This window comes from Leisingera aquaemixtae (genome assembly GCF_006740765.1).
Taxonomy (GTDB): Bacteria; Pseudomonadota; Alphaproteobacteria; order Rhodobacterales; family Rhodobacteraceae; genus Leisingera; species Leisingera aquaemixtae.
Map to the genome: position 1 here is coordinate 1676583 of NZ_CP041159.1, position 21563 is coordinate 1698145.

16 protein-coding genes and 1 pseudogene are annotated in these 21563 nt (G+C 63.9%); 4 read left to right on the top strand and 13 right to left on the bottom strand.

Translation table 11 applies throughout. The annotated features are described in order from the left end of the window. Positions 1–8 precede the first annotated feature (8 nt). The 3 genes from R2C4_RS09835 (at position 9) to R2C4_RS09845 (ending at position 7576) form a co-directional block, all read left to right on the top strand. Positions 9–1124: an efflux RND transporter periplasmic adaptor subunit gene (locus tag R2C4_RS09835; RefSeq protein ID WP_141890495.1), complete on the top strand. Its 1116-nt coding sequence runs from the start codon at positions 9–11 to the stop codon at positions 1122–1124. After that, positions 1121–4957, top strand: a complete 3837-nt coding sequence (locus R2C4_RS09840) for an efflux RND transporter permease subunit (RefSeq protein ID WP_141890496.1) — start codon at positions 1121–1123, stop codon at positions 4955–4957. Before R2C4_RS09835 ends, R2C4_RS09840 begins: the two co-directional genes overlap by 4 nt. 450 nt (positions 4958–5407) lie before the next feature. Then, entirely contained in the window at positions 5408–7576 is a 2169-nt protein-coding gene (locus R2C4_RS09845; RefSeq protein ID WP_141890497.1) for a methyl-accepting chemotaxis protein, read from the top strand. A gap of 86 nt (positions 7577–7662) precedes the next feature. Here the strand turns inward: R2C4_RS09845 and R2C4_RS09850 are convergent, their stop codons facing one another. Further along, on the bottom strand, positions 7663–9492 hold the full coding sequence (locus R2C4_RS09850) for an ABCB family ABC transporter ATP-binding protein/permease (RefSeq protein WP_058287107.1): 1830 nt from the start codon (positions 9490–9492) through the stop codon (positions 7663–7665). Positions 9493–9589: 97 nt separating this feature from the next. Next, positions 9590–11194 carry a LysM peptidoglycan-binding domain-containing protein gene (locus R2C4_RS09855; RefSeq protein ID WP_244940814.1) on the bottom strand — a complete coding sequence of 535 codons (1605 nt, stop codon included), beginning with the start codon at positions 11192–11194 and terminating at the stop codon, positions 9590–9592. Positions 11195–11318: 124 nt separating this feature from the next. On the opposite strand from R2C4_RS09855, the gene R2C4_RS09860 reads away from it, so the two are divergent. Next, the gene (locus R2C4_RS09860) at positions 11319–11870 is read left to right on the top strand and encodes an LOG family protein (RefSeq protein WP_141890498.1); all 552 of its coding nucleotides are present in this window, start codon (positions 11319–11321) and stop codon (positions 11868–11870) included. Here the strand turns inward: R2C4_RS09860 and rarD are convergent. The 11 genes and pseudogenes from rarD to R2C4_RS09915 form a co-directional block, all read right to left on the bottom strand. Further along, a complete protein-coding gene (gene rarD, locus R2C4_RS09865; protein ID WP_141890499.1) occupies positions 11807–12718 on the bottom strand; it encodes an EamA family transporter RarD in 912 nt (303 codons plus the stop codon). The genes R2C4_RS09860 and rarD overlap by 64 nt on opposite strands. Before the next feature lie 71 nt (positions 12719–12789). Continuing rightward, positions 12790–13244: pseudogene (locus tag R2C4_RS09870) on the bottom strand (host attachment family protein). A gap of 4 nt (positions 13245–13248) precedes the next feature. Further along, positions 13249–13443 (bottom strand): hypothetical protein, encoded by a 195-nt coding sequence (locus R2C4_RS09875; RefSeq protein ID WP_058287291.1) that lies wholly within the window; start codon positions 13441–13443, stop codon positions 13249–13251. Between the two features lie 155 nt (positions 13444–13598). Continuing rightward, positions 13599–14201 (bottom strand): superoxide dismutase, encoded by a 603-nt coding sequence (locus R2C4_RS09880; RefSeq protein WP_058287112.1) that lies wholly within the window; start codon positions 14199–14201, stop codon positions 13599–13601. A 171-nt stretch (positions 14202–14372) separates the two neighbouring features. Further along, positions 14373–14861: a hypothetical protein gene (locus tag R2C4_RS09885; protein ID WP_141890500.1), complete on the bottom strand. Its 489-nt coding sequence runs from the start codon at positions 14859–14861 to the stop codon at positions 14373–14375. 46 nt (positions 14862–14907) lie between these two features. After that, positions 14908–15324, bottom strand: a complete 417-nt coding sequence (locus tag R2C4_RS09890; RefSeq protein ID WP_141890501.1) for a hypothetical protein — start codon at positions 15322–15324, stop codon at positions 14908–14910. A gap of 156 nt (positions 15325–15480) precedes the next feature. Further along, the gene (locus R2C4_RS09895; RefSeq protein WP_141890502.1) at positions 15481–15924 is read right to left on the bottom strand and encodes a hypothetical protein; all 444 of its coding nucleotides are present in this window, start codon (positions 15922–15924) and stop codon (positions 15481–15483) included. A 190-nt stretch (positions 15925–16114) separates the two neighbouring features. Continuing rightward, positions 16115–16681, bottom strand: coding sequence for a sarcosine oxidase subunit gamma (locus tag R2C4_RS09900; protein ID WP_141890503.1), 567 nt, complete (start codon positions 16679–16681; stop codon positions 16115–16117). Further along, a complete protein-coding gene (locus tag R2C4_RS09905) occupies positions 16674–19706 on the bottom strand; it encodes a sarcosine oxidase subunit alpha family protein (RefSeq protein ID WP_141890504.1) in 3033 nt (1010 codons plus the stop codon). The genes R2C4_RS09900 and R2C4_RS09905 overlap by 8 nt, the downstream gene beginning before the upstream one ends. 49 nt (positions 19707–19755) lie before the next feature. After that, a complete protein-coding gene (locus R2C4_RS09910; protein WP_039169867.1) occupies positions 19756–20097 on the bottom strand; it encodes a sarcosine oxidase subunit delta in 342 nt (113 codons plus the stop codon). Positions 20098–20130: 33 nt separating this feature from the next. After that, on the bottom strand, positions 20131–21375 hold the full coding sequence (locus tag R2C4_RS09915) for a sarcosine oxidase subunit beta family protein (RefSeq protein ID WP_141890505.1): 1245 nt from the start codon (positions 21373–21375) through the stop codon (positions 20131–20133). Positions 21376–21563: the final 188 nt, after the last annotated feature.

Consider the following 21563-nt stretch of genomic DNA (forward strand, 5'->3'; position numbering starts at 1 on the left):
GGCCCGACATGCGTATCATTCCGATGCTGACCGCGGTGGTGGTGACAGCCAGCCTGTATATGGTGGTCATTCAGCGTGACGAACTGATGGCCTTTGCCCGCGGCGAAGATGCCGCGGACGCCGCTCAATCCGAAACGGCGGAGGGCAAAGGCCAAGCCCTGGCCCAGGCGGAGGAGACGCGTGTGGGGGTTGTAGCGCTAAAAAGCAAGGCGCGCACCATCGGCAGCGCGGTGATCCTGCGCGGCCAGACCCAGGCTATCCGCCAGGTGGAGTTGAGGGCCGAAACCACCTCGACCGTGATTTCCGAGCCGCTGCGCAAGGGCACCCATGTTAAGAAGGGCGATGTGCTGTGCCAGCTGGATCCCGGCACCCGCAACGCCGCGCTGCAGGAAGCGCAGGCGCGGCTGAAAGAAGCCGGAATCAACCTCACCGCGGCCTCGAAACTGTCCGAAGGCGGCTATGCCTCTGAAACCCGTCTGGCCGCCTCCGAAGCCGCAGAACGCACCGCCATTTCCGCGGTTGCGGCCGCGCAAAAGGAACTGGACCGGCTGACCATCACCGCCCCCTTCGTGGGTCTGCTGGAAAGCGACACGGCCGAACTGGGCAGCCTGCTGCAGCCCGGCAGCCTCTGCGGCACAGTGATCCAGCTCGATACCATCAAGCTGGTGGGTTACGTGCCGGAGGCTGAGGTCAACAAGGTGGAACTGGGCGCAACCGCAGGTGCGGAACTGTCCACCGGCCAGACGGTTCAGGGCAAGGTCACCTTCCTCAGCCGGTCTGCCGATCCCACGACCCGCACCTTTGAGGTCGAGATTACTGTGCCGAACCCGGACCTCAGCATCCGTGACGGCCAGACCGCAGACATCGCGATTTCCTCGGCCGGCTCGCTGGCGCACAAGCTGCCGCAATCGGCGCTGACGCTGAACAACGAGGGCCAGCTGGGCGTGCGCGTTGTCGGCAACGACAGCACCGTGGTATTCTATCCCGTGCAGCTGCTGCGGGATGAGGCCGACGGCGTTTGGCTGGGCGGCCTACCCGAAACCGCGGATGTGATCGTCGTGGGGCAGGACTTTGTGACCGAAGGCGTCGCCGTGGCGGCCACCTACCGGGAGACTGAACAGTGATTGGCATCGTCGATTGGGCCGCCGGCCGCGCCCGGATGGTCCTCGCCTTCATCGCAATTTCGCTGCTTGTCGGCGGCTTCGCCTATTCGATGCTGCCCAAGGAGGGCGAGCCGGACATCGAAATCCCGGCCCTGTTCATCTCCGTCCCCTTCCCCGGCATTTCCGCCGAGGACGCCGAATCCCTGATGGTCAAGGTGATGGAGACCGAGCTTGCCGACCTCGACGGGCTCGACAAAATGACCTCCACCGCCGCCGAGGGCTATGCCGGGGTGGCGCTGGAGTTCGAATTCGGCTGGGATAAGACCGCCATCATGGCCGACGTGCGCGACGCCATGGACAAAGCCGAGGCCGAATTCCCGGAAGGCGCCGAGAAATACTCGATCACCGAGATCAACTTCTCTGAATTCCCGATTGTCATCGTGAACCTGACCGGCGCCGTGCCGGAGCGGACAATGGCGCGTATCGCCAAAGACTTGCAGGACGACCTTGAGGCGCTGGATGCGGTTCTGGAGGCCGGTATCGCCGGCAACCGCGACGAGATGGTCGAGGTGCTGATCGACCCCTTGCGGCTGGAAGCCTATAACGTCACAGCACTTGAGCTGATCAATGTTGTCCAGAACAACAACCAGCTGATTGCCGCCGGCGAGGTGGAAACCAGCCAAGGCGCGTTCTCGGTCAAGATCCCCTCCTCCTTTGACGATGTGAAGGACATCTACCAGCTGCCGGTCAAAACCAATGGCGACCGGGTGGTCAAGCTGGGCGAGCTGGCACAGATCAACTTCACTTTCGAGGACCGGGAGGGCACCGCCCGCTTCAACGGCGAGGACACGGTTGCCCTGCAGGTGGTCAAGCGCAAGGGCTACAACCTGATCGACACCGTGAACCTGGTGAAGGCGACCCTGGAAGAGTCCAAGTCCAAATGGCCGCCGGAACTGCAGGCCGCAGTTGAGGTCGGCACCTCCAACGACCAAAGCCGGGTTGTCGGATCGATGGTCAGCCAGCTGGAAGGCTCGGTTCTGACCGCCATCGCGCTGGTGATGATCGTGGTGCTGTCGGCGCTTGGCAGCCGGGCGGCGCTGCTGGTGGGTTTTGCTATCCCGACGTCGTTCCTTCTGTGTTTCGCGCTGCTGGCGCTGATGGGCATCTCGATTTCCAACATCGTGATGTTCGGCCTGATTCTCGCCGTCGGGATGCTGGTCGATGGCGCCATCGTGGTGGTCGAATACGCCGACAAGCGGATCAAGGAAGGCACCGGCCCGATGCACGCCTATGTCGAGGCGGCGCAGCGGATGTTCTGGCCCATCGTTTCCTCTACCGCGACCACGCTCTGCGCCTTCCTGCCGATGCTGTTCTGGCCCGGCGTTCCGGGGGAGTTCATGGGCATGCTGCCTGTGACCCTGATCTTCGTTCTCTCGGCCTCGCTGGTGGTGGCGCTGATCTACCTGCCCGTCATGGGCGGCGTCACCGGCCGCATCAGCCGCACGTTCGAGTGTGCCTCCCACGGGCTGCGGACGCTGGCGCCCTGGTGGCTGCGCGCCGCTTTGGTGCCGGTGTCCATGTGGGGCATGTTCGCTGGCGCCATGCAGATGCTGAACCCCTCCTACCTGCTGGGTGACGGCACCGGCCCGATGGCGGGTGTCCTGTTCGGCGGTCTGGTCTTCACCCTTGCCGCCTTTGCCGCGTCCATCACCCTCAGCGCCGTCAAGATCGAGCGCGAGGAAAAGGACGTCGCCCCCGGCTACCATCACACGCCGTTCGGCCACGTTATCAAGTTCATCGCAGGCAACCCGGTGATGCCGGTGGTGACCATTGCCGCGGTGGGTTTCGCCATCATGACCGTGTTCTCGATGTTCAGCGAGAACAACTACGGGGTTGAATTCTTCGTCGACTCGGAACCGGAACAGGCCACCGCCTATGTCCGCGCCCGCGGCAACATCTCGCTGCAGGAAAAGGACAACATGGTCCGCGCCGCCGAAGAGGTCATTCTGGAACACCAGGCGGTGATCAACGTCTTCTCCTTTGCAGGCGACGGCGGCCTCAACACCGACAGCTCCGGCGCGCAGCTGCCGCCGGATACCATCGGGCAGGTCCAGTTCGAGATCATCCCGTGGGAAGAACGCCCCACCGACAGCGAGCCGCTGGACGGCTGGTTCGGCGGGCTGCTGAGCAAATACCTGGGCTTTGAGAAGGAAATCATCGCCGAGGACTATGACGGCAACACCGTGATCGACCAGCTGAACGCCCAGCTTGCCAAGCTGCCCGGGTTCGAGGTTGAGGTCCGCGCCCTGGCCCAGGGTCCCGCCTCCGGCAAGCCGGTGCATCTGCGCCTGCGCGGCGACGGCTGGGAGGATTTGACCGCCGCCACCCTGACCGCACGGGAGAAGTTCGAAAACACTCCCGGCCTGGTCCTGATCGAAGACAGCCTGCCGCTGCCCGGCATCGACTGGCAGATCGACGTGGATGTCGAGAAAGCCGGCCGCTACGGCGCCGATGTGGCGACCGTGGGCGCGATGGTGCAGCTGGTCACCCGCGGCATCCTCTTGGACACCATGCGGGTCGACAGCTCCGACGAGGAGATCGAAATCCGCGTCCGCCTGCCGGAACAGGACCGGGTGCTGTCGACGCTCGACAACCTCAAGGTCCGCACCTCCGACGGGCTGGTGCCGCTGTCGAACTTCGTCTCCCGCCAGCCGGTGCCGAAACTGGCCAAGATCAACCGCATCGGCCAGGAACGGTTCTATGACGTCAAGGCCGATGTCGAGGCGGGCCTGAACAAGGTCATCGTGGAAAACCCGGACACCGGCGAGATGACCCGGCTCGCCCTGCTGAAGGAAGTGCCGGAAGGCACGGCGGCCAACGGCGACAGCCTCACCGCGCCGAACGGCCGGGTGATGGAGCTGGTGACGCTGACCGGCGCGGAAAGCTTTGACGCGGTACTGGCAGCGCTGGACAATGGCGCCAAGATCAGCCCGGTGAACCCGAACGAGCGGATTGCCGTCCTCACCGAATGGCTGGAAACCGACCCGCTGCCGCTCAGCATCGGCTGGGAATGGACCGGCGACCAGGAGGAGCAGGAGGAATCCGGCGCCTTCCTGTCCAAGGCCTTTGCCGGTGCGCTTGCCCTGATGTTCGTGATCCTGCTGGCCCAGTTCAACAGCTTCTACAACTCGGTGCTGGTGCTGCTGGCGGTGGTGCTGTCCACCACCGGCGTGCTGATCGGCATGATGGTGATGCAGCAGCCGTTCTCGATCATCATGACCGGCACCGGCATCGTGGCGCTGGCGGGCATCGTGGTGAACAACAACATCGTGCTGATCGACACCTATCAGGAGTTCAGCCAGCAGATGCCGCGGATCGAGGCGATCATCCGCACCGCCGAGGCGCGCATCCGTCCGGTGCTGCTGACCACCATCACCACGATGGCGGGCCTCACCCCGATGATGTTCGGCGTCAGCCTGGACTTCATCAACGGCGGCTACTCCATCGACAGCCCCACCGCCCTGTGGTGGAAACAGCTGGCAACCGCCGTGGTCTTTGGCCTGGGCATCGCCACCGTGCTGACCCTGGTCGTCACCCCGTCGCTGCTGGCAATCCGGGTGTGGTTCTCCACCTACATGCGCGCCCTGGGCCGGCTGCTGTCGCGCCTCACCCGCGGCCGCTCCAGCCGGATCGCGCAGGACTCGCGCCTGTTCAAAAAGGCCCGCGCGCTGCCGACCACGGAAATCCTGTGGGAGGGCGGCGAAACTCCCGCCGCGGCGGAGCCGGAGCCGCAGGCCGAGGATGGCGATGAGCCTTCGCCTCCCTCCGAGGGCCGGCTGCGCGCCGCCGAATAACCAGCGCCCCGCCATTTGGCGGGGCGTTTTCATTTCAGCCTTCGAATCTGCCTCAAGCCCGCCGCATAGCACCGGCAAAGGCACCGCGTCCCGGCAGCTTGCTGCACCGCCGGGGAGATTTTTCCCGAAAATTGCGCTTACCCGGAAAAAATCTTCCCCGCCTCCAGCTTTCAAAGCATTCGACCGCAACCCGCTGAAAACCGTGAAATTTCCAGAAATCCCCGGACCGGCGGCGCATCGCAAAAATGACTCCCGATCACACCTTTGCACCGGTTTGCGTCAGCGGCCGCCGCTGGATGTCGCAATCGGGGCGCCCGGAATTTCCGCGTGATTTCAAAGGTTTTCAGGCCAATTCCACCGTTCACGGTTTATTAGCCCCTGCGTGCAACGCAGCGGCAGGAGCCGGGATACTGCCGCTCCGCGTTTTCTTACTGGTTGGGAAAAAGAAGAATGTCACTACGCTCGCAAATTCTGGCGCTGATCATAATCCCGCTTCTTGCATTAACCGCTGTCGGAGGCCTCAAGGCGCTGTCGGACTGGGACCGCTTTCAGGACGCGCAACTGACGGAGTCCGGAACGCGGGACTCCGTAGCCTTGATGAATGCCGTTCACGACCTGCAGGTCGAACGCGGCCTGTCTGCGGTCTTTTTGTCCTCCGGCGGCACGGCGGCCTCCCGCGCGCTCACAGAGGCCCGCGCCAAATCCGACAGCGCCATCCGGCAGGTGCCGCAGGCCGCCGCCGCCTCCTTGAAACATCTGGACGGGCTGTCCGCCCTGCGCGAAGCCGTGACCAGCCGCCAGCTCCAGCCGGGCCAGATGGGCGCGCGCTATTCGGAGGCAATCGCCAGTGTCCTGCGCGATGTCAGCATCCGGCTGCTGCACCCCAAGAATGCCGAACTGGCGCAGCTTGGCGCCGGGCTGGTTAGCCTCGCCTACGCCAAGGAAGCCGCAGGCCAGCAGCGCGCTGCCGGGGCCTCCGGTTTCGGCCAGGGCAGCTTTTCCCTGGAAACCTACCGCTGGTTCACCCGCACAGGCGCGGTTGAGGGCCAGCTTCTGGACATCGCCGCGCATGCCTTTGGCCAAAGCCTCCCGGCGCTGGATCTGCGCGCAGGCCTGGCCCCCAGCGGCCTGCCCGGCATCCGCGACCAGGTTCTGGCCGCAGGCCCCGGCGCCCCGGCCCCGGAAGTCGCCGTCACAGACTGGTTTGAGCGGGCAACGCGCTGGGTCAGCTCCCTGCGGGCGGCAGAAACCGCCGTCACGGACGCGATGATGGCCCGCGCGCAGCAGGAGGCGTCGCAAGCCCGCCAGGCGCTGATCGTGACCGTGGCGGCGGTTGCGCTTGCCCTGATCCTCAGCGGTTTGACGGGCCTGCGCCTGATCCTGTCCTTCACCCGGCAGTTCGGCAGCCTGCAAGCGGACCTGGACCGGCTGGCGCGCAAGGAGTTCGACTTTGAACCGGCCTATTTGAACGACCGGACCGAAGCCGGCGGCCTGAGCCGTGCGATGGAAAAAACCCGCGCCGCCCTGGCCGAGGCCGAGGACCGGCTTGCCTCCATCGAGGCCAGCCGCATCGCCAACCGCGGCGCCGTCGTGGGCACGCTGGACGACCATCTCTCGCGCCTGTCCCGCCGCGATCTGGACTGCACCATCGAGGAGGCCTTTCCGGAGGAATACGAACAGCTGCGGCACAGCTTCAACACCACCGTGGAAACGCTGAAGGACACCATCCAACAGGTGATCGCGGCAACCGGCAGCATCCACAACGGGGCCACCGAGATCAGCTCCGCCTCTGACGATCTGTCCAGCCGCACCGAAAGCCAGGCCGCAACGCTGGAACAGACCGCCGCGGCGCTGGAGGAGATGACTGCCTCGGTCAAATCCTCCGCCAATGGCGCCCGCGATGTCGAGCGCACCATGCAGGAAGCCCGCCAGGAAGCCGAGGCCAGCGGCGAGGTTGTCCGCAACGCGGTCTCCGCGATGACCGGGATCGAACAGTCGTCGGTCCGGATTGCCCAGATCATCTCCGTGATTGACGACATCGCCTTCCAGACCAACCTGCTGGCGCTGAACGCAGGCGTTGAGGCGGCGCGGGCGGGCGAGGCCGGCAAGGGCTTTGCCGTCGTTGCCTCCGAGGTGCGGGCGCTGGCGCAGCGCTCTGCCGATGCCGCGACCGAGATCAAGGCGCTGATCACCGACAGTTCCGCGCATGTGAAGCAGGGGGTCGACCTTGTCGGCAAGACCGGCGACGCGCTGACCAGCATCGCCGCCCGCGTCAACACCATTGCGGAACTGGTCTCCAACATCGCCGAAGGCGCTGCGGAGCAGTCCACCGGCCTTGGCGAGATCAACACCGGCGTCAGCCAGCTGGATCAGGTCACCCAGCAGAACGCCGCCATGGTCGAGGAAGCCACCGCCGCGGGCCACATGCTGCACACCGATGCCAGCAAACTGGCGGAGCTGATGGGGCAGTTCCGGATAAACGGCGCGGCCGGCGCCGCCACGCCCGCCGCATCCGCCCAGGCGCCTGCGGCCCCAAGCGCGCATGGCGAAGACATCGCATTCGGCGACGCCGTTCCGATGCCCGCACAGGCCGCAAACGCCGCTTGGAGCAGCTTCTGAGGCCTTCCGGCAGATCAGTAAAATAAAAGGCCGGTCTCAGGACCGGCCTTTTCGTTGGACGCAGCAGGCCCGGGCCAAACCCGGTTTCAGGCCGCGTCCTGATCCGCCTGCTGGCGCTGCCACAGCCGGGCGTAGCGGCCGTCCCGGGCCAGCAGTTCTTCGTGGGTGCCGGTTTCGGCAATCTCACCCTGTTCCAGCACCACGATCCGGTCCGCTTCGGCGATGGTCGACAGCCGGTGGGCAATGGTCAGCACCGTGCGCCCCTGCCCGGCGCGGGCCAGCGCCTCCTTGATCTCCTGCTCGGTATCGGTGTCCAGCGCCGAGGTCGCCTCGTCCAGCAGCAGCACCGGCGGGTTCTTCAAGAGCGTCCGGGCAATCCCCACCCGCTGCTTCTCCCCGCCCGACAGCTTCAGGCCGCGCTCGCCCACCTGGGTGTCATAGCCCTCCGGCAGCGTCACAATGAAGTCGTGGATCTGCGCATCGCGGGCCGCCTGCTCCACCTCTTCCTGGGTGGCGCCATCCCGGCCATAGGCGATGTTGTAACGGATCGTGTCGTTGAACAGCACCGTGTCCTGCGGCACCACGCCGATTGCCTGATGCAGGCTTTTCTGGGTCACGTCGCGGACGTCCTGACCGTCGATCTTCAGCGCCCCGCCGGTAACGTCGTAGAACCGGAACAAAAGCCGCCCAATGGTCGATTTGCCCGACCCGGTGGAGCCGACAATCGCCACGGTCTGGCCCGGCTCCGCCTGCAGCGAGACGCCTTTCAGGATCTCGCGCCCGGCATCATAGGAGAATCGCACATTCTCCAGCGTGATCCGTCCGCCATTGACCTTCAGCTTCCCGGCGCCGGGCCGGTCGCTCACATCGGCGGGCTGTTCCAGAAGGTCGAACATCTCCCCCATGTCCACCAAGCTCTGGCGGATTTCGCGGTAGACGGTGCCAAGGAAATTCAGCGGCACGGTGATCTGGATCATGTAGGCGTTGACCATGACAAAATCGCCGACGGTAAGCCTGCCCTGCTCCACCCCGATGGCCGCCATCACCATGACCCCGATGAGGCCCCCGGTGATGATCACGCTCTGGCCGAAATTCAGCGCCGCCAGCGAATAGGCGGTCTTGAGCGCCGCCCGCGCATAGCCGCGCATGGCGCTGTCATAACGCTCGGCTTCCCGCTCCTCGGCGACGAAATACTTGACCGTCTCAAAGTTCAGCAGGCTGTCGATGGCCTTCTGGTTGGCATCGGTGTCCTGCTGGTTCATCTCCCGGCGCAGTTTCACCCGCCATTCGGTGACGGCAAAGGTGAACCAGACATAAAGCCCGATGGTCACGGTCACCACGACCAGATACCAGGCATCAAACAGCACCGTCAGGATCACCGCGACCAGCGTCAGCTCCAGGATCAGCGGGCCGATGGAAAACAGCATGAAACGCAAGAGAAACTCGACGCCCTTCACCCCGCGCTCGATGATCCGGCTGAGACCGCCGGTCTTGCGGGTGATGTGATAGCGCATCGACAGGCGGTGGATGTGAGTAAAAGTCTCCAGCGCCAGGCGGCGCAGCGCCCGCTGGCCCACCGGCGCAAACACCGCGTCGCGCAGCTGCTGAAAGCCGGTGGTCAGGACCCGCGACACGCCATAGGCCACGGTCAGGCCAACCGCCCCCAGCGCCAGGGGCGGCACGCCCTCGCCTGCCAGGCTGTCCACCGCGCCCTTGTAGAGCATCGGCGTATAGACCGCGATCAGCTTGGCCAGCACGAGCACCGCCAGCGCCAGCACCACCCGCACCTTCACCGCACGGTTTCCCTCGGGCCACAGATACGGCCCTACTTTACGCAGGGTGCGCAGGCCGGAGCGGCGCTCTTCCTTGGCGATGTCTGCTTGGGACGGCACGGCCGCCTGGTCTGTCTGGGTCATGGCGTTTCCTGGCTAGACCGCTTCAGATATTCACCTGTTCACGGATTTGCGAGGGGCAGGCAGAAAAAACGCGCCGCAAAGGCGCGTTTTCCCGGGTTTAATCGGGGATGGTAAAGACCTGCCCCGGATAGATCAGGTCCGGATTGCGGATTGCGCCCTTGTTGGCCTCAAACACCCGCACATACAGGAAGCCGCTTCCGAATTTCTCTTGCGAGATTGCCCAAAGCGTGTCGCCCTTCTGCACTGTCACCGCCCGCACCAGCGGCACCGGCTGATCCGGTGCGGCATCGCCCGCAGGCTGCGGCAGCGCATCCGGCGCCTCGCGCTTGAATGGGGTTTCCAGGCGGCTCACGACCTTGCCGCTGCCCGCCTCGATTTCATCGACGCGCAGCGTGTAGAGACCGGGTGGCACATTCTCCAGCTCACCTTTCCAGCGGCCGTCGTCAGCCGTGTCAATCTCGGCAACCTGCGCATTGTCGACATAGACCCGCACCCGCGACTTGGGCCGCGCCCGGCCCGTCAGCTGCACCGCGCCGGCACCGTTATAGCTGATCGCATCCAGTGCCACCTCGTCGCTCAGCTCCGGATCATCCGGGACCGCGGGCTGCACCATTTCAATCCCGTCCTGCCCGGCGCGCAGCACGGCAACAGCCTGGCCCTGCAGCTGCGGCGCGGCAGGGTCAGCAGCAACCGCCGGGGTCTGCGCTGCCGGTGCGGTGCCTTGCTGGTCGCCGGCCGCAGCTATGCCCGCGGCCTCTGCGGTTCCGTCTTCTGCTGCGCCAGCGCCATCCGGTTCCGCCTCAACTGCAGGTGCAGCCGGCTGCGCTGTTTCCGCTCCGGCCGCCGGTTCCAGCACCGCAACCTGATCCGGGGAGGCGGGCGCGGCAGCTGCCGCCTCTGCCGGAACGCCGGTGCCCGCGCCAGAGGCTATTTCCGCCGCCGCCGGGCTGACCGGCGCCAGAATGAAGGTGTCGCCTGAGGCGCTCTGCTGGCCGCCGTGCTCTGCCAGCAGCGACACCACCTGCGCATCGGCACTTGGGGCAATGGTGGTCAGCGAGACAAATTCGCCGCCAGCCGGAACCTCCAGCTGCTCCAGAACCTCGCCATCCAGCAGCACCGAAACCCGGACGCCCGCCTGCGCGCGCCCGGCAATCACCACCGCGCCGTCGCGATCCACCCGCACCAGATCCAGCTCCGGTGCTTGCAGGACAAAAAGGTCTTCCTTGCTCTCATCTGCCGCAGGATCAGAGGGCGCGGCCAGGGCAACCTCATCACCCTCCCCAGGGCCTTCAACCGGCGCGATTTCTGTTTCTGCACCAGCTGTTACCGGCGGCTCTTCAGCCGCAGCCGCCGTGTCTGGGTCCACGGAAACCGCCGTTTCCTCCGCCGCAGGCTCCTTTGAAACCGCTGCGTTTTCCACCGGCTCAGCCTCCGCAGCTGCGCTGTCATCCTCCGCGTCCACCGGCGCGTTTGCTGTGCGGTTCTGCAACGGCTGGCCCGACTCCTCGCCGTCGCCCGTGAACTCTTCACTGCCGCGTGCCGCCTGGCCGCCAGCCTGCCCGTTCGCGGCGTCGCCGTCCGGCTGGCCGGTGCCGAACACGCCCAGCTGGAACAGCACCACTCCGCCCAGCACCACGGCTACCCCGGCAACAGCGCCAAGTGTGAGAGCCCCCAGCCCCCCGCTTCCAGATGCATCCGCCATGTCTTCCCCTTCGACGTTTGCGGAATGTTCCCTTCCGCTTAGTTGAGCAAACCTACCAATCCCGCTATCACGGGTCAAAACAGCAATTGCGTTTCATCTTGAAATTCCACGGAAAGGCTGGCCGATGAGCATCAAATCCGTCTGTGTTTATTGCGGATCGCGCGCGGGCGCGCGGCCCGCCTATACCGAAGCCGCCCGCGCCCTGGGTGCCGCGCTTGCCAGCAACGGCATGCGGCTGGTCTATGGCGCCGGTGATGTCGGGCTGATGGGCGAGGTTGCCCGCGCGGCCCAGCAGGCCGGCGGCGAAACCTTCGGTGTGATCCCCAGCCACCTGGAACGGCGCGAGGTCGGCAAGTCGGATCTCACCACCTATGTGGTGACCGAGACCATGCACGAGCGCAAGAAGGTGATGCTGTGGAACGCCGATGCGGTTATTGTGCTGCCCGGCGGCGCCGGCTCTTTGGATGAGCTGTTCGAGGCGCTCACCTGGCGCCAGCTTGGCCTGCATTCCAAGCCGATCGTGATCCTGAACACAGCCGGCTACTGGGACAAGCTGCGCGCCCTGGTGGAACAGGTCATCGGCGAGGGCTTCGCCGGGCAGGACCTTGCGGATTACCTGATCTGGGCCGACACCCCGGTGGCCGCCATCGCCGCCCTGCGCGACGCCCGCTCCTGACGCAAGGCCGAGTAGGAAAACACCGCAACCGCGCTCCAGATCAGCGCAAAGGCAGCGCCGTGCCAGGGCGTGAAAGGCTCGGCAAACAGCAGCACCGCCACCAGAAACTGCAGCGTCGGGTTCAGATACTGCAAGACGCCCACGGTGCCCAGCCGCACCCGTTTGGCGGCAAAGCTGAACAGGATCAGCGGCAGCCCTGTCAGGATGCCGGAGAACGCCAGCATGGCCGCATCCGCCGGGCCGCCGAAGAAGCCCGCGCCGCCGGTCAGCCAGATCACCGCCAGCGCCACCGGCAAGATCAGCAGAACCTCAGCGGTGACCGACACCACCGGCCCCAGGGAAAGCCGTTTCTTGGCAACACCATAAAGCGCAAAGCTGACGCTCAGCACCAGCGGGATCAGGGGCGCAGCACCCAATCCGAACGACAGCACCGCAACCGCGGCGCCGGCCAGCAGCACCGCCAGCAGCTGCGCCCAAGCCAGCCGCTCGCCGAACACCAGACGCCCCAGCAGCACGCTTAGCAAGGGAAAGATATAATAGCCCAGGCTGGCCTCAGTCGCATGGCCGGTCTGGACGGAAGAAATGAACACGAACCAGTTCAGCGAGATCATCGCGGTGGCAAACGCCAGCAGCAGCGCGCCGCGCCGGTCCGAGAAGGCCGCCCGCAAGGCGCCGATCCGCCCCTGCACCAGCAGCACGCCCGCAAAGAACAAAAACGACCACAGCACCCGGTGCGACAGCACCTGTTCCGGCGGCACGTGCGACAGCGCCTTGTAATAGATCCCCGACAGCCCCCAAACCACGCAGGCCGCGATCATCGCCATGACGCCTAACTGTGTGTCCCGCATGATTTGCCCCTGCCCGTGCGCCCTTTGACAGACACCGGACAGGGGCAAGGGTCAAGCCCCCGGCTCAACCGTCAGCCGTTCTCAAGCGCGTCTTTCACCATCTCCTCGATCTTGCTGGTCTCGTGGTTGGTCAGGTTCTTTGCGACCTCGGCCACCACGCGGTCGGCAACCTCCTTGTGAAGGTTCTTGCGCAGCTCGCCCAGTACCTCGGGGCTGCCACCAGAACCAGCCGTTCAAACTGGCCCTTATGCGCCATCTTGTACAGCCGGTCCGCCAGATCCGACGCGAAGCGTTCCTTGGCCAGCTGGTGCCAGTCGGTGTCATCCACCGCCGAACGGTGCACGCTGGGGCCGTCGTTGAACCGCCCCGGCCGGTTTGCCGACTGCTCGCGATTGGAGGGGTTTTCCTGCTCGTCCTTGCGCCGCACCTTCAGGTTCGGGTTCTGCGCGTCCGTGGTGTTTTCGAGAAACAGCGCTTTTTCGCTGTCCGCAACCAGCACCCAGGTGCCCTGCGTCAGAAAGGTCATGATGTCACTCCTCCTCCTTGGATTTCGTCACGCGTGTTGATCCCGCCGGACGCTCCTTGGCCCGTTTCAGCTCGTCTTCAGAGGCGATATCGCGCTGCAGCCCGCCGCCAGCCCGGCCTTGCTGCGAGACGCTCCCTTTCGCACCGGGGATCTCGTCCGTCTCGCGGCGTCCATCCGTCGATCGTTTGCGTTCAGCCATGGGAGCCTCCTTCTTATTGCACATGTGGAAGTTCAACGCGCAGCAGCAGGCCCTTGTTCCTAAGACAACCACGAAAAAGCCCGCGCAGCAACGCTGCGCGGGCGGAATCTTCTGATGCGGTGCCAGCCTGGAAACCGGCTTCCGCTCCTGCTGCCTTATCCCAGGCGGGAGGCGACGTTTTCCCAGTTCACCAGGTTGTCCAGGAAATTGGTCAGGTAGGCCGGACGCTTGTTGCGGAAGTCGATGTAGTAGGAATGCTCCCACACGTCACAGCCCAGCAGCGCGGTCTGATCAAAGCACAGCGGGTTCACGCCGTTTTCGGTCTTGGTCACCGCCAGCGAACCGTCTGCCTTCTTGACCAGCCACGCCCAGCCGGAGCCGAACTGGCCTGCGCCTGCGGCAGAGAATTCTTCCTTGAACTTGTCGACCGAGCCGAAGCTTTCGGTCAGCGCCTTCTCCAGCTCACCCGGCATCTTGCTCTCGCCCGGGCCCATCATTTCCCAGAACTGGTTGTGGTTCCACAGCTGCGAGATGTTGTTGAAGATGCCGTTCTGGGCAACCGCGTTGGCGTCGTAGGTGCCCTTGATGATTTCTTCCAGCGACTTGCCTTCCCACTCGGTGCCGGCGATCAGCTTGTTGCCGTTGTCGACATAGGCCTTGTGGTGCAGGTCGTGGTGGTATTCCAGGGTTTCCGAGGACATGCCCTTGGATGCCAGAGCGTCGTGGGCGTAGGGAAGATCGGGAAGTTCAAAAGCCATTTTGGGCCCCCTGTCAAAATTGTTTGCGTTCCTGCGCAGATACATGCTGTGTGCGCGCTATCAGGTCAAGAGGCCAAGGCGCGAAAACCGTGCAGGCCCAATGTTCATCTATCCTCTCAGATGCTCAGGCAGTAGGTGCCTAGCCGCGCAGGGACACAGCCGCTTTCGAAGTCAGTATTGCAACTGATCGAGGCCGGGAATTTCGCTTTGAGCAATCTGCTCGCACTTCAGATCGCCACGGATCCTTGAATGGTATCCGAGAGACACTTTCGCCCGCATTACACCCGTTTTGGCTTGGGGATCTACCTCTGCGCGAAAGCCTACTGGTGTCCAGATGTCTAAGCTTGTCGGGCGGCTAATCCGCCATTTGAACTTCAGCCTCCCATCTTTTAACTGTTTCACTTTTGCTTCGGCCTTTCCTTCCCGAGAAGTCACAACGCGTGAATCGATAACCTGTACCTGCCGCCAATCGTCAGAGAACTCAAAATAAGCCTGGGCGGGAAGCCATCCGCCACCGCCTTCAGACGTGGGTTTACCTCCGCCGAACCGGTCAATCTCACAACGAAAAACAGCATCCACTCCCGAAGCGCCAACCGCCGCCGGAAACCCCAGCAACAGCACGCTGACAACACCGGTTGCAACAAATATTTCCTTAATCATTCTTTTCGTCCCAAAACTGTTTGCCGCAAAAAGTTAGCCAAGCGTATCAACCCTGCTGGACCTTGCACTTCCCGCGCCCGCGCGGCGCGTTTGCAAAGCCGGTGATCACACCCCGGATCGACAGAGTGCTTTTGTCCATGTCAAAGACGGCCGAATACAGCCCGTCCACCTTGGTCCGCGCGTTGGAAACCGGGATGTCATTCACCCGCCACGCCAGGTCATAGGAATTTCCTTTCCGGTGTTCGACCTTGGCGGACAAGGGTTCACCGACCAGTTGGTGAATGTAGCCGTCATAGACCTTTGCAGTTTTAGTGCTGTCGTCCCACAGCACCATAACCCGCGGCGCAATCCAGCCGTTGTTTGTAAACACCTTGATGTCGCAGTCAAAAACGGTCTCAGCCGAGACCGCTTGACCAAGAAAACCTGCTGCCGCAAGACAGCCAGCCTGAACGAAACACTTCATTTGCCGTAGTCCTCAAATCAGTTCCTGAAAACCGAATGCAACCCGGTTGAGAAAAATGCAACCACGCTCCCGGGTAAGTTGGATAAAAAAGCTGCAATAGGCGATCCTGCGACAAGCCTTGTCCGCTCGCGGTGCCGCGGCACCCCAAGGCACCAGTTATTGCAAATAGACCTGGTACTGCGCCAGCAGCGACAGCGAGTCCAGCCGCTCGCAGCTGCCGGAGCCGCGGGGCAGCATCGTGCCCTCTTCCGGGCGGATCGACTGAATGCTCATTTTCAGGTTGGACATATTGAGCACCGCCCGGAACCGCGGCTCAGCCCCGCCGCTTTCCATCAGCACCGCAAGCCCCGGCAGCGACCAGCTGAGCGCATATGACGATCCGCTGCGTTTGACCACCTTGGCGGGCACAGAGACACCAAAGGCGGCATCGGTGATCTGCGCCGTTTTGAAATCATCGGAGAAATTGATCGCGATTTTGCTGGGCACCCAGGCGTCGCCGGAAATCGGTTCAAGGTTGCAGCGGAAACTGGAACCCGCTGCGGCAGCCGCCCCGGCAAGCGTAAAAAATAGTGCAACATAGCTGCAATTCAGCAGACCCATCAACCGCCTCCGAAACATCTTCACACAGCCGCCCCACAGACAGGTAACCGGCTGTTAAATATAACGTTTTCAATCCCTGCGAAGGAACATCTCCAGCGGCATCGGTTCAAATAAAAAGGTGCCCCGGATCATCTCCAGGGCACCGTAGTTGACGCGTCATGGCGTCACAAGCAAAAAGCGAGTGGTAATTTTAATAAACACCCACTTTACTTTGCGGGTGAGCGGCCGCGCTCAGCAGTTTGAACACGTACTCGCCCACAGAGCGGAAACAGACGATGCAGAAGCTGCCGTCCTCGTTCAGCCAGTAGGCGCCAGCCACCTGTGCCAGGCGCGACCGGCGGAACTGGCCGGGGGCGAAGGCGGCAGCGTCAAAGTCGACCGGGCTCACCTTGCCCAGCACCTCGCGCGCGCCCTCACCGGACAGGCGGAAGAACGCTCGTGCGTCGGAGACGTTCACCGCCAGAGCGTGCTCGCCCTTCAGCGCCTCGGCCACTTCGGCGGTCTTGGCAACCGCATCCTCGTAAGGCACCAGCAGCAGCAGCTCATCCGGGGACATCCAGGCGGCGGCCCCGTTCTCGGCAACCGAGATGGCGCCCTGTTCCGGAACCCCGGCGCCGGTGGCGGCCTTGACGGCTGCCTTCAGCGCTGCGGAGTCCAGATCGCCGCGCAGGGTGATCATACCCTGCAGACCGGCATCCTCGACCTTGGCCAGCCCGGAGTACTGGGCGCCGTTCAGTACGGAAACAGCCTTAGACATTCTGCTTCTCTCCATCCTTGTCGTAGAAGACCGGGTCAACGATCTTGGCTTTGTAGGTCTTGCCGTCGGTGCCCGGGAACTCGATCACTTCACCCATCCGCTTGGGACCGTGCTTGACGAGGCCCATGGCGATGCCGCGGCCCAGCGTTGCGGAGTGATAGGTCGAGGTCACCCGGCCGATCATGTTGCGCTGGCCATTGGCATTGACGCCTTCACCCAACGCATAGGCGCCGTCGGGCAGCACCGATCCGTCCACGGTTTCCAGGCCAACCAGCTGCCAGCGGTCCGGATCCGTCATGTGGGAGCGCGCTTGCGCGCGTTTGCCCAGATAGTCGTCCTTCTTCTTGGACAGCGCCCAGTGCAGCCCCAGATCCTGCGGGATCACGGTGCCATCGGTCTCATCGCCGATCATGATGAATCCCTTTTCGGCGCGCAGGATGTGCAAGGTCTCGGTGCCATAAGGCATGACGCCGAATTCCTTGCCCGCGTCCATCAGCGCATCCCAGAACGCCTGGCCCTCAGAGGCCGCGACCGCGATCTCGTAGGACAGCTCGCCCGAGAAGGAGATCCGGTAAGCGCGGGCGTCGAAGCCGCCGATCTGACCGTCACGCCACTCCATGAACGGCAGCGCCTCTTTGCTGACATCCATGCCGCCGCCCGCTTGCGCGTTCAGCTTCTCCAGCACCTTGCGGGCATTGGGGCCGACCACGGCGATCTGCGCATACTGCTCGGTCACGTTGGCAACGTAGACTTTCCAGTCCCACCATTCGGTTTGCAGCCATTCTTCCATGTGCCCATGGATGCGCTCGGCGCCGCCGGTGGTGGTGTGGCACAGGAAGGTGTCCTCGTCGATGCGGGCCACCACGCCGTCGTCCATCAGGAAGCCGTTCTCGGTGCACATCAGGCCATAGCGGCATTTGCCCGGCTTCAGCGTGGACATCATGTTGGTGTACAGCATGTCCAGGAACTTGCCTGCATCGGGGCCCTTGACGATCAGCTTACCCAGGGTCGAGGCGTCCAGCAGGCCAAGGTTCTCGCGGGTGTTCTTCACCTCGCGGTTCACCGCAGCATGACGGTCCTCACCGGGTTTGGTGATCGCAAACGGGCGGCGCCACTGGCCGACCGGCTCCCAATCCGCGCCGTTCTTGTCGAACCAGTCGTAGATCGGCGTCTTGCGCACCGGCTGGAAGATCTCGGCCCGCGCCTCACCCGCGATCGCGCCCAGCGAGATCGGGTGGTACGGCGGACGGAAGGTGGTGGTGCCCACCTGCGGGATTTCCGAGTTCAGGCTGTCGGCCAGAATGGCCAGGCCGTTGATGTTCGACAGCTTGCCCTGGTCGGTGGCCATGCCAAGCGTGGTGTAACGCTTGGTGTGCTCGACGCTTTCATAGCCTTCGCGGGCCGCCAGCTGCACGTCCGACACTTTCACGTCGTTCTGGTAGTCCAGCCAGGACTTCATGCGCAGCTTGATGTCCGCCTTGGCGGGCATCAGCCAGACCGCTTCCATCTGTGCTTCCGCCTCGGACTCGCCTTTGGCAGCCGCCACGGATTTCGCCGGGAAGCCGGCTGCTTCGGCAGCTTTCGAACCAGCAGCTGCTGCATCTTCCAGCAGCGCGCCCAGGCCGAACTCGCCGTTCGCGGCACCTGCCGGAACCACAAAGCCGTTGCCGTCATGGCCCAGCGGCGGGCGGGAGGCATCGGGACGGAAGTTGGCGTTCACCTCGTCCCAGATCAGCTTGCCGCCGCAATGGGACCACAGGTGGACCACCGGCGACCAGCCGCCGGACATGGCAACCGCGTCGGCCTGCACGACCTCACGCGCACCGCCTTCGCCGTTCTGGGCGCAGATGGCGACCTCGGTCACGCATTTGCCGTCCTTCACCTTGGCGATGGCGCGGCCCAGCTCAACCCGGATACCCTTTTCGCGGACCGCTTCCATCAGCGCGCCGCCGCCGGTTTCGCGGGTGTCAACCACGCGGACCACTTCGACGCCCGCGTCATGCAGCACAAGTGCTGTGCGGTAGGCGTCGTCGTTGTTGGTGGCAACCACGACCTTGTTCCCCGGGTTGATGCCCCAGTTCACCAAATAGTCGCGCATCGAGGCCGCCAGCATAACGCCCGGCACATCGTTGCCGGCAAAGGACAGCGGACGCTCGATCGCACCGGTCGCGGTGACGATCTGGCTCGCACGGATCCGCCACAGGCGATGGCGCGGGCCGCCCTGGCCCGGCGCGTGGTCGGTCAGGCGCTCATAGCCCAGGGCATAGCCGTGATCATAGACGCCGGAGCCCATGCAGCGGTCGCGGAGCGTAACGTTGTCCATCCCGCGCAGCTCTGCCAGGGTCTTCTCGATCCAGGCCTCGGGCGCTTCGCCGTCAATGGTGCCGCCGTCAACCGGCGCGCGGCCGCCCCAGTAGTTGTTCTGCTCCAGCACCAGAACCTTGGCGCCGGATGCCGCCGCCGCCTTGGCGGCCTGCAGGCCGGCAACGCCGCCGCCGATGACCAGCACATCCGCGAAGAAGTAGAAGTGCTCGTAGGTGTCGGCGTCCTTCAGCTCCTTGTCGGGGGCTGCGCCCAGTCCTGCGGACTTCCGGATGATCGGCTCATAGACGTGCTTCCACAGCGGACGCGGGTGGATGAACATCTTGTAATAGAAGCCGGCGGTCAGGAACCGGGACAGCTTGTTGTTGATCGACAGGACGTCGAACTCCAGGCTCGGCCAGTGGTTCTGCGACTGCGCGGTCAGGCCTGAGAACAGTTCGGTGGTGGTAGCGCGCTGGTTGGGCTCATAACGGTCGCCCACACCCAGCTGCATCAGCGCATTAGGCTCTTCCGAGCCGGATGCGACAACGCCGCGCGGGCGGTGGTATTTGAACGAGCGGCCCATCATCACCTGGCCGTTGGCCAGCAGGGCGGATGCGAGCGTATCGCCGGCATAACCCTTCATGGACTTGCCGTTGAAAGTGAAGGCGATCTGTTTGGAGCGGTCGATCAGCCGGCCGTGCTTGGCAAGACGCGTGCTCATGTGCGCAGACCTTTCAAGAGAAAAGCGGGTGTTTCAGTCAGGCGGCGGTTCATTTCTTGCCGTCCGCAAATTCGCGCCAGGTCCAGCCCGGGCGTTTGGCAGCGATCTTGTCCAGGATCTCCTGCGTCGGCACAGAGGTCTGCGCGGTGTAGGTGCCAAAGACCTCCAGCGTCATGGTGCAGCGGGCGGCGTGAAACCACTTGCCGCAGCCGTTGGCATGGCGCCAGCGTTCAAAGTGAACGCCTTTGGGGTTTTCACGCATGAACAGGTAGTCATGGAACTCGTCATCCGAGGAGCCGGGGCCAAAGCGCTTCAGATGCGCTTCGCCGCCCGCGGCCAGTTCGGTTTCTTCGGCTTTGACGCCGCAATAGGGGCATTCAAGGATCAGCATGGTGCTTGCTCCGTAAAATTGAATTTTGCAGCGTTAGTGCGCCACACCGGCGGCGACGCTCTCGTCGATGAACTTGCCTTCCTTGAAGCGCATCATCGAGAACTCCTCGGTCAGCGGCGAATGGCCGGTGGCCATCAGTTCCGCCATTGCCCAGCCGGAGCCCGGGATCGCCTTGAAGCCGCCGGTGCCCCAGCCTGCGTTGATGAAGCAGTTCTGGACCGGGGTCTTGGAGATCAGCGGCGAGCGGTCGCCGGTCACATCCACAATGCCGCCCCACTGACGCAGCATCTTCAGGCGGCTGACCATCGGGAATGTTTCGACCAGCGCGCGCACGGTTTCCTCGATGTGGTGGAAGCTGCCGCGCTGGGTGTAGTTGTTGAACCCGTCGGTGCCGCCGCCGATCACCATCTCGCCCTTGTCGGACTGGGACATGTAGCCGTGCACGGTGTTGGCCATCACGACCACGTCCATGCAGGGTTTGATCGGCTCGGACACCATCGCCTGCAGCGCCACGGATTCCATCGGCAGGCGGAAGCCAGCCAATTCAGCCAGCACAGAGGCGTTGCCCGCCACAACCATGCCCAGCTTGTCGCAGTCGATCGGGCCCTTGGTGGTGTCCACACCCACGGTGCGGCCGTTCTCAACGCGCACGCCGGTGACTTCGCATTTCTGGAGGATGTCCATGCCCATGTCGGAACACGCCCGCGCATAGCCCCAGGCCACCGCGTCGTGACGGGCGGTGCCGCCGCGCTCCTGGTACAGGCCGCCCAGCACGGGATAGCGGGGACCGTGCAGGTTGATGATCGGCACGATCTCCTTCACGCGCTCAGGCGTGATCCACTCGGTCTGCACACCCTGCTGCTGGTTGGCATGCGCGGTGCGCTTGTAGCCGCGGATCTCATGCTCGGTCTGGGCCAGCATGATCACGCCGCGCGGGCTGAACATCACGTTGTAGTTCAGGTCCTGCGACATGGTCTCATACAGGCTGCGGGCCTTTTCATAGATCGCAGCAGACGGATCCTGCAGGTAGTTCGAGCGGATGATGGTGGTGTTCCGGCCCGTATTGCCGCCGCCCAGCCAGCCTTTCTCGATAATCGCGACATTGGTGATGCCGAAATTCTTGCCCAGGTAATAGGCGGTGGCGAGGCCGTGCCCGCCCGCGCCCACGATGATCACATCGTAGTGGCGTTTGGGTTCCGGCGAGCGCCAGGCGCGCTCCCATCCGGTGTGATAGCGCAGGGCTTCCCGCGCGACAGCAAAGACTGAATAGCGTTTCATGAGCGAATCCGATGGTTCGTGTCTGTTAGCGGGTATGCCTGAAACGCATGGCCGGCCAGTGCCGTTTATCGCCCTGTTTCTGCGCTATTGCGACATAGACCCATGACGCATTGCAGCATCCCGCGGCAGTTTGGCCCTTTTGTTCGGGCCGCCCCGCATATAGATGAAAACCAAACTTCGGAGACGGC

Coding starts and splice junctions, on each gene's coding strand:
- R2C4_RS09855 (WP_244940814.1), bottom strand. CDS start 11,194: ATGGCGGATGCATCTGGAAGCGGGGGGCTGGGGGCTCTCACACTTGGC.
- R2C4_RS09875 (WP_058287291.1), bottom strand. CDS start 13,443: ATGGCTGAACGCAAACGATCGACGGATGGACGCCGCGAGACGGACGAG.
- R2C4_RS09835 (WP_141890495.1), top strand. CDS start 9: ATGCGTATCATTCCGATGCTGACCGCGGTGGTGGTGACAGCCAGCCTG.
- R2C4_RS09890 (WP_141890501.1), bottom strand. CDS start 15,324: ATGAAGTGTTTCGTTCAGGCTGGCTGTCTTGCGGCAGCAGGTTTTCTT.
- R2C4_RS09880 (WP_058287112.1), bottom strand. CDS start 14,201: ATGGCTTTTGAACTTCCCGATCTTCCCTACGCCCACGACGCTCTGGCA.
- R2C4_RS09860 (WP_141890498.1), top strand. CDS start 11,319: ATGAGCATCAAATCCGTCTGTGTTTATTGCGGATCGCGCGCGGGCGCG.
- rarD (WP_141890499.1), bottom strand. CDS start 12,718: ATGCGGGACACACAGTTAGGCGTCATGGCGATGATCGCGGCCTGCGTG.
- R2C4_RS09850 (WP_058287107.1), bottom strand. CDS start 9,492: ATGACCCAGACAGACCAGGCGGCCGTGCCGTCCCAAGCAGACATCGCC.
- R2C4_RS09900 (WP_141890503.1), bottom strand. CDS start 16,681: ATGTCTAAGGCTGTTTCCGTACTGAACGGCGCCCAGTACTCCGGGCTG.
- R2C4_RS09845 (WP_141890497.1), top strand. CDS start 5,408: ATGTCACTACGCTCGCAAATTCTGGCGCTGATCATAATCCCGCTTCTT.
- R2C4_RS09905 (WP_141890504.1), bottom strand. CDS start 19,706: ATGAGCACGCGTCTTGCCAAGCACGGCCGGCTGATCGACCGCTCCAAA.
- R2C4_RS09885 (WP_141890500.1), bottom strand. CDS start 14,861: ATGATTAAGGAAATATTTGTTGCAACCGGTGTTGTCAGCGTGCTGTTG.
- R2C4_RS09910 (WP_039169867.1), bottom strand. CDS start 20,097: ATGCTGATCCTTGAATGCCCCTATTGCGGCGTCAAAGCCGAAGAAACC.
- R2C4_RS09915 (WP_141890505.1), bottom strand. CDS start 21,375: ATGAAACGCTATTCAGTCTTTGCTGTCGCGCGGGAAGCCCTGCGCTAT.
- R2C4_RS09895 (WP_141890502.1), bottom strand. CDS start 15,924: ATGGGTCTGCTGAATTGCAGCTATGTTGCACTATTTTTTACGCTTGCC.